This is a genomic window from Streptomyces viridosporus, from assembly GCF_002078235.1.
GTDB lineage: Bacteria > Actinomycetota > Actinomycetes > Streptomycetales > Streptomycetaceae > Streptomyces > Streptomyces viridosporus.
Genome location: NZ_MSGP01000072.1, coordinates 1 through 7,514 on the forward strand (window position 1 = coordinate 1; position 7,514 = coordinate 7,514).

A 7,514-nucleotide genomic window follows, 5' to 3' on the forward strand; every position below is an offset into this window, starting at 1 on the left:
CCTGACGGCCCGCCCCGGCGGCCGGTCTACAGCCGCGCCGGCGCCCCGCCCTTCAGGTCGTTCAGGTCGAAGACCTCGGCCATCCTCGTGTACCCCTTGTCGCTCGGGTGGAGGTGGTCGCCGGAGTCGTAGTCGGAGCGCAGGCGGCGCGGGTCGTACGGGTCGCGCAGCGCCCGGTCGAAGTCGACGACCGCGTCGAAGACGCGCCCCGCGCGGATCTCCGCGTTGATCCGCTGCCGCACCGCCTCGCGCGCGTCGGTGTGGCCGCGGTGGCCGCCGAACGGCATCAGCGTCGCGCCGACGACCTTGAGCCCGTGCGCGTGGGCCTGCGCGACGAGGGCGTTCATCCCCGCGACGATCCGGTCCGGGTCGGCGGTGCCGGGATGGCGCAGGATGTCGTTGACGCCGAGGGCGACGACGACCACCCGGACCTGGGGGCGGCCCAGCACGTCGCGGCCGAAGCGGTTCAGGCCGCTGGGGTTCTCCGGGGGGCGGCCGAGGCCGTCGGCGAGGATCCGGTTGCCGCTGATGCCCTCGTTGACGACGCCGTACCGGGGCAGGTCGCGCCCGGTCGCGAGCGCCTCGCGCAGCCGGTCGGACAGGACGTCCGGCCAGCGGTTGTCGGCGCCGGTGGTGGAGGTGACGCCGTCGGTGAGCGAGTCGCCGAGGACGACGACCGTGCCGTCCGCCTCGCTGCTCAGCACATCCAGCGCCGTCAGGTACCGCCAGACGGTGCTCCGCCCGGTGTACGGCACCCCGGTGGTGTCCCGGGTGTGCTCGCCGTCGGCGACGTAGGAGACCTGGCGCGCGTGCGGGTGGTAGGTGACCGGCCCGGACGCGACGGGGGAGTACGTGGTGACCAGGACGTCCCCGTCCGCCGGTACGGCGAGCCGCACGGCGTCGCTCACCACCTGCCCGCCGGCCGGGACGACGACCGTCGGGACGCCGGTGAAGGTGAGCGGCCGCAGCGTCCCGGGGAGCGCCGCGGCCGTGCCGGGGCCCGCGGAGAGGGCGATCGAGGCGTGGGTGACGGTCAGCGGCGACTGGCCGTAGAGATTGGACAGCGTGACGCGGGCACTCGTACCGCCGACGCTGGTGTGGACGACGTTGCGCACCGAGCGGCCGGCCACCCCGGTCGTCTCGGTGCCGGGCTCGCCCCCGACCGGGGACGTGGCCCAGGTGCCGACCCAGGTGCCGGTGGAGGCGGGCGCGGCCGGGTTGTTCCGGGCGCGGCCGTCGCCGGCGGTGGTGCGGTGGTCCGTGCCGTCGCCGGAGGCCGCCCCGACGTAGATGGCGGCGGACAGGGCCAGGATCGCGGCGACGACCGCGGCGAGCAGGGCGCGGTGCTTGGCGGGAGGCGTGTGCGCGCCCCCGTCATGACCCCGGGTCATGCTGTTCTGTTCTCCTCGGGAGACGGGAGCCCGAGGCTCCATCCGATCGGCCCCATGATGCGTCATGGGCGGGGGGAGGGCCGGCGGGACCCCGGTCCGATTCCCCTTCCGGACAGACGCCGGGAACTCCTGTTCCGTTCCAGGAGTCGGTCAGGAAGGGACAATGTGTGAGGGATCACCGAACGGGCGGAGCGGATGGGACGGCGGATGGAACGGACGAAGCCGGCGGAGGCCGGGGAGCGGGGCGCCGCCGGGCAGCATGCCCGTCCCGGCGCCGTGACGAACCGCGCGATGACGACGTTCAGCCCCGCGGACGAGGAGAAGCGGCGCGGAGTGCGCCGGATGAAGCTCACCGCCACCGGGCTGCTGCTGTTCGTCTCCCTGGTCTACATCCTCGCCAAGTGGGCCTCCCACCAGGGCGCCGGCGCCTGGGTGGGCTATGTCGCCGCCGCCGCCGAGGCCGGCATGGTCGGCGCGCTCGCCGACTGGTTCGCGGTCACCGCGCTCTTCCGCCACCCCCTCGGCCTGCCCATCCCGCACACCGCGATCATCCCCACCAAGAAGGACCAGCTCGGCGTCTCCCTGGGCGAGTTCGTCGGGGAGAACTTCCTCTCCGAGGACGTCGTGCGCGGGCGTCTGCGCGCCGTCGGCATCGGCAGCCGGCTCGGCGCCTGGCTCTCCGTCCCCGAACACGCCGACCGGGTCACCGCCGAACTGTCCGCGGCCCTGCGCGGCGCGCTGACCGTCCTGCGCGACTCCGACGTCCAGGCGGTGGTCGGCGAGGCCATCACGCGCCGCGCCGACGCCCAGGAGATCGCGCCCGGCATGGGCAAGATGCTGGAGAAGGTCGTCGCCGACGGCGGCCACCGACGGGCCGTCGACCTGATCGTCTCCCGGGCGCACGACTGGCTGGTGCTGCACGGCGACTCCGTGATGGACGCCGTGCAGGGCGGCGCGCCCGGCTGGACCCCCCGGTTCGTGGACCGCAAGGTCGGCGAGCGCGTCTACAAGGAACTGCTGCGCTTCACCACCGAGATGCGCGACATGCCCACCCACCCCGCGCGCGGCGCCCTCGACCGCTTCCTCACCGACTTCGCCTCCGACCTCCAGTCCGACACCGACACCCGCGCCCGGATCGAACGCCTCAAGGGCGAGATCCTCGGCCGGGACGAGGTGCAGGACCTGATCGCCTCCGCCTGGACCGCCGTACGGTCCATGATCGTCTCCGCGGCGGAGGACGAGCGCAGCGAACTGCGGCTGCGGGTGCGCGCCTCGCTGCTCTCGCTGGGGGCCCGGATGGCGGCCGACCCCAAGGTGCAGGGCAAGGTCGACGGCTGGCTGGAGAGCGCCGCGGTGTACGTCGTCACCACCTACCGCAAGGAGATCACCTCCCTGATCACCGACACGGTGGCGAGCTGGGACGCCGAGCACACCACCAAGAAGATCGAGGCCAACATCGGCCGCGACCTGCAGTTCATCCGCATCAACGGCACGGTCGTCGGCTCCCTGGCCGGGCTGCTGATCCACACGGTGACGCAGGCGCTGGGGGCGTAGCGGGGCGCGGGCGGGCAGGCGGGCGGGCGTGAAGGGCCCGCTCCCGGGCATTCGACGGGGATCCGCTTCGTCGAGGAGGGGGTCCATGACCACCGCGCAGGCCGGGACCGGCCGCACCAGCACCATCACCACCAGCATCCCGGCCCGGCTCGACCGCCTGCCCTGGTCGCGCTGGCACTGGTCGATCGTCATCGGTCTCGGCACCGTGTGGATCCTGGACGGCCTGGAGGTCACGCTCGTCGGCAACATCGCCGGCCGTCTGGCGGAGCCCGGCAGCGGACTGCCCATCACCTCCGGGGAGGTCACCGGCATCGCCGCCGCCCTCTACGTGGCCGGCGCCTGCCTGGGCGCCCTGTTCTGGGGCCGCCTGACCGACATCTGGGGCCGCAAGAAGCTCTTCATGATCACCCTCGGGGTCTACCTCGGAGCCACCGCCCTGACCGCGGTGGCCTTCGACACCTGGTGGTTCTTCCTCTTCCGCTTCCTCACCGGCTTCGGCATCGGCGGCGAGTACGCGGCCATCAACTCCGCGATCGACGAGTTGATCCCGGCGCAGTACCGCGGACGCGTCGACCTGGCGATCAACGGCAGCTACTGGCTGGGCGCGGTCGGCGGCGCACTGCTGTCGGTCGTCGCGCTGAACACGTCGATCTTCCCGGCGAACGTCGGCTGGCGGCTGACCTTCGCCCTGGGCGCCGTCCTCGCCCTGGTGATCCTCCTCGTCCGGCGCCACGTCCCGGAAAGCCCGCGCTGGCTGCTGATCCACGGCCGGGACGAGGAGGCCGAGCGGCTCGTCTCCTCCATCGAGGAACGGATCGAGGCCGAGAGGGGCGAGCCGCTGCCCCGCGCCGAGGGCGAGATGACCATCCGCCAGCGCAAGCGGACCACCTTCACCGAGATCGGCCGGGCGGTCTTCGCCAAGTACCGCAAGCGGTCGACGCTCGGCTTCTCCCTCTTCATCGGCCAGGCGTTCCTCTACAACGCCATCACCTTCGGTTTCGGCGCGATCCTCACCCGGTTCTTCGACGTCCCGTCCGGCCACACCGGCTACTACTTCGCCGTCATCGCGCTCGGCAACTTCCTGGGCCCGCTGCTGCTCGGCAAGCTGTTCGACACGGTGGGCCGCCGGGTGATGATCTCCGGGACGTACCTGCTCTCCGGCCTGCTGCTGTTCGGCACGGCCTGGCTGTTCGACCAGGGTTCGCTGAGCGCGACCACCCTCACGGCCTGCTGGTGCGCGGTGCTGTTCTTCGCCTCGGCCGGCGCGTCCAGCGCCTACCTCACGGTCTCCGAGATCTTCCCGATGGAGACCCGGGCCATGTCCATCGCCTTCTTCTACGCCATCGGCACCGCCGCCGGCGGCATCAGCGGCCCCCTGCTGTTCGCCGAGCTCACGAACACGGGCGTGGTCGGCGACACGGTCCTCGCCTTCCAGATCGGCGCCGGCCTGATGTGCGCGGCGGGCATCGTGGCCGCCTTCCTCGCGGTGAACGCCGAACGCCGCTCCCTGGAGGACATCGCCGCGCCGCTCTCCGTCACGGACCCGGAGGGGAAGACCGCGAGCACCTGACGGGGCGGGTGGCGGCATCCGGCCGGGATGGGCGGCGGCATCCGACCGGGGCGGGCGGCGGGCATCCGACCGAAGCGGGCCGCGGGCCGTCTCAGCCGTACGGGCCGTGCCCGCAGGTCCCGGTCCGGGCCGTGTCCGGTGCTTCCGGTTCCGGCCGTGTCCGCCGGTCCCGGTTCCGGCTGTGCCGTCCGTGCCCGCGGCCCGGCCGGTGGTTCTCAGCCGCGCCGGTCGGCGACCGCCCACGAGGCGAGCGCCATGGCTCCCGCCGCCCCGAACACGGCGGGCCAGGCGCCCACCTTCTTGGCCAGCGGATGCGACCCGGCGAAGGCGGCGACATACGCGACCGACAGCGCCCCCGCCGCCTTCCCGCCGGCCTGCTGACGCCACTGCTGTGCGGCGGCGACCCCGGCGGCGGCGAGGACGACCCCGCCCAACGGCCGCTTCCGCGTCCAGCGGGCCACGCCGTACCCGCCGACGAGTCCACTCGCGGCCACCACGGAACTCGGAACCTTCGCCATGTCTGCTGCCTTCCACCACTGCGCCCACGGGGGCGGGGTCTCACGAACTCCGAGGTTAACGCGCCCGGCGGCGACCCCGGTGACCAGGGCCCGAGCCGACCGCGACACGGAACTGAGTCCGGGCTTGTCAACTTTCCTCTTCCGAGTTATATAAGAAATTGACCGTAGGGCATCGCAGGTACGACCAGATGAAAGGAGTGGAACCGTGATGCTCATGCGTACCGACCCCTTCCGTGAGTTCGACCGACTCGCGCAGCAGGTGCTCGGCACGGCCGCCCGTCCGTCAGCGATGCCGATGGACGCCTACCGGGCGGGGGACGACTTCATCGTCCACTTCGACCTCCCCGGCATTGACCCCGAGACGATCGAGCTGGACGTCGAGCGCAACGTCCTCAACGTGCGCGCCGAACGCCGCTCCCCGGCCCCCGAGGGCGCGGAGCCGGTGGTCGCCGAACGCCCCACCGGCACCTTCACCCGCCAGCTGTTCCTCGGCGAGACCCTGGACACGGAACGCATCGACGCGTCGTACGAGGCCGGCGTCCTGACCCTGCGCATCCCGGTGGCCGAACAGGCCAAGCCGCGCCGCATCCAGATCACCGGCGGCGGCGACACCCGCAAGCAGATCGGTAACTGACACCCCGCACACACCAGGCACACCACGCGTCCCGCGGACACGGCCGTCCGCGGGGCGCGCCCCCGTGTCCGTCCGGTCGGAGGGCGACGGGAGGACCAGGAGAAGGAGAGGAGCGAGTCCGTATGACCACGCTGACGCCGCAGAAGCCCGCACTCCTGAACCCGGGAGGGGGGACCCCGGGAGAGGCGCCCCCGTCCCCGGTCCACGATCTCCGTGCTCGTCGCGACGACACCGACGGCCGCCACGCATGGCGTGAACTGGTCGACGCCGTGAGGGAGTCGGGCCAGTACACGACCCGGTCGGAGGCGGAGAGCATCACCCGCGTCGTCCTCTCCGCCCTCGGCGGCCACGTCGTCGGCGACGAACGCGTCGACCTGGCCCGCGCCCTGCCGGAGGAGGCGGCGAGAGTGGTCGCGTCCCAGATCCCGGCGACCCGCCGGCTGACGGCCGCGGAGTTCGTCGACTCGGTGGCGACCCGCATCGAGGGCGCGACCCCGGCCACGGCCCGCTGGGACGTCAGCTCGGTCCTGAGCGTCCTGGCCGAGCGGGTCGACGAGGGCCTGGTGACCCGCATCCTGGACCAACTGCCGCCGGGCTACGCCCTGCTCTTCGGCCGGGCGGAGCTGGCCCCGGCGGAGTGACCTGACCGTCCCGGGCCCCCTTCCTCACCCGCCGGAGTCCCCCGGCCGGGCCTCGCCCGTGCCGGGGGCCGCCGGGCCCGGTGCGGGGCCCCCGCCCGTGCCGGGCCCCGCACCGGTGCCCCCGCTCCCGCCCGCACCCGCCGCGGCCCGCGCCGCCCGTTCGGAGGCGTATCCGGCCGAGACCGCGCAGACCGCGGCGGCGAGGGCGAGACCCAGCGCGGCGGGATTGACGTACCCGGGCACGTCCCCGTTGTCGTAGCTCCCGCCGTCACTCGTCTCGCACACGAACCCGAGCGGCACGACGCTCACCCGGTAGCCGGTGATCTCCACCCCCGCCGCGGACCTCTCCAGCCACCCCGGTGTACGACAGGACCAGACCGGGGCCGAGTCCGTACCGCCGTCCTCCGCCTCCATCCACGCCCCGGCGACACCCAGCAGCCCCCACGCGTAGACGGTGAGGGCGCACGCCCCGGCCAGCGCGGCGGTCCCGCGCAGCACGGCGGGGCCCCGCTCCTTGCGCCCGGCCAGCCCGTCGGCCACGGAACCGAAGCCGTACCCCACGAGGCCGAAACAGCAGCCCACCATCATCACGGCGAAGAGCAGGGCCACCAGCCACACGACGGCCTCCCGGTCGAGAAGAGCGAATCCGCCGAGTCCACCAGCCCGGCCTTCCCCGGCCTGTGGTGGAAGCCACAATTCCGGCAACAGCGTCGTCACAGTCGTCACGACGGGCCCGCGCGGACCGCGACCGGTCACCGCCCCACCCGTCGTCCGCCGCGCCGCACCCGGTGAACGACTCGACGCCGCCCTCCCCGCAGGACATCCTGCGAACCGCACCTCCATACCGACCGACCGCCCCGGGAGGGCCGTTGAGGAACCCCACCATCCGCCACATCACCTTCGACTGCACCGGAGACCCGTACGACCTCGCCTCGTTCTGGAGCGCGCTGCTGGGCAAACCGCTCTCCGACGACGACAAGCCGGGTGACCCGGAGGCCCTGATCGAGGACCCGGACGGTGGTCCGGGCCTGCTCTTCGTCCGGGTGGAGGAGGGCAAGACCGCCAAGAACCGCCTGCACTTCGACCTGAGACCGACGGACCGCACCCGCGCGGAGGAAGTGGCCCGCGCCCTCGCCCTCGGCGCCCGCCACCTCGCGGACCGCACCCGACCCGACGGCACGGGCTGGGTCGTCCTGGCCGACCCGG

Annotated in this window: 8 protein-coding genes; 5 read left to right on the forward strand and 3 right to left on the reverse strand. The window is 73.2% G+C overall.

What is annotated here, in order from left to right; translation table 11 throughout:
- Nucleotides 1-26 precede the first annotated feature (26 nt).
- Nucleotides 27-1,391: an SGNH/GDSL hydrolase family protein gene (locus tag B7L92_RS05185; protein ID WP_081236300.1), complete on the reverse strand. Its 1,365-nt coding sequence runs from the start codon at nt 1,389-1,391 to the stop codon at nt 27-29.
- A gap of 195 nt (nt 1,392-1,586) precedes the next feature.
- Between B7L92_RS05185 and B7L92_RS05190 the strand changes: the two genes are divergently transcribed.
- Complete coding sequence (locus B7L92_RS05190) at nt 1,587-2,945, forward strand: DUF445 domain-containing protein (RefSeq protein WP_081236301.1); 1,359 nt, start codon at nt 1,587-1,589, stop codon at nt 2,943-2,945.
- Between the two features lie 85 nt (nt 2,946-3,030).
- Complete coding sequence (locus tag B7L92_RS05195) at nt 3,031-4,515, forward strand: MFS transporter (protein WP_081236302.1); 1,485 nt, start codon at nt 3,031-3,033, stop codon at nt 4,513-4,515.
- A 215-nt stretch (nt 4,516-4,730) separates the two neighbouring features.
- On the opposite strand, the gene B7L92_RS05200 is transcribed toward B7L92_RS05195, so the two are convergent.
- Entirely contained in the window at nt 4,731-5,033 is a 303-nt protein-coding gene (locus B7L92_RS05200) for a hypothetical protein (RefSeq protein ID WP_081236303.1), read from the reverse strand.
- Between the two features lie 208 nt (nt 5,034-5,241).
- Between B7L92_RS05200 and B7L92_RS05205 the strand changes: the two genes are divergently transcribed.
- Nucleotides 5,242-5,667 carry an Hsp20/alpha crystallin family protein gene (locus tag B7L92_RS05205; RefSeq protein ID WP_174703930.1) on the forward strand — a complete coding sequence of 142 codons (426 nt, stop codon included), beginning with the start codon at nt 5,242-5,244 and terminating at the stop codon, nt 5,665-5,667.
- A gap of 122 nt (nt 5,668-5,789) precedes the next feature.
- Nucleotides 5,790-6,308, forward strand: a complete 519-nt coding sequence (locus B7L92_RS05210; protein WP_081236305.1) for a DUF2267 domain-containing protein — start codon at nt 5,790-5,792, stop codon at nt 6,306-6,308.
- 24 nt (nt 6,309-6,332) lie between these two features.
- Here the strand turns inward: B7L92_RS05210 and B7L92_RS05215 are convergent, their stop codons facing one another.
- Nucleotides 6,333-6,926 carry a hypothetical protein gene (locus B7L92_RS05215; protein WP_081236306.1) on the reverse strand — a complete coding sequence of 198 codons (594 nt, stop codon included), beginning with the start codon at nt 6,924-6,926 and terminating at the stop codon, nt 6,333-6,335.
- A 251-nt stretch (nt 6,927-7,177) separates the two neighbouring features.
- Here B7L92_RS05215 and B7L92_RS05220 point away from each other — a divergent pair.
- A partial coding sequence (locus B7L92_RS05220; RefSeq protein ID WP_081236307.1) for a VOC family protein occupies nt 7,178-7,514 on the forward strand: 337 nt, incomplete at its 3' end.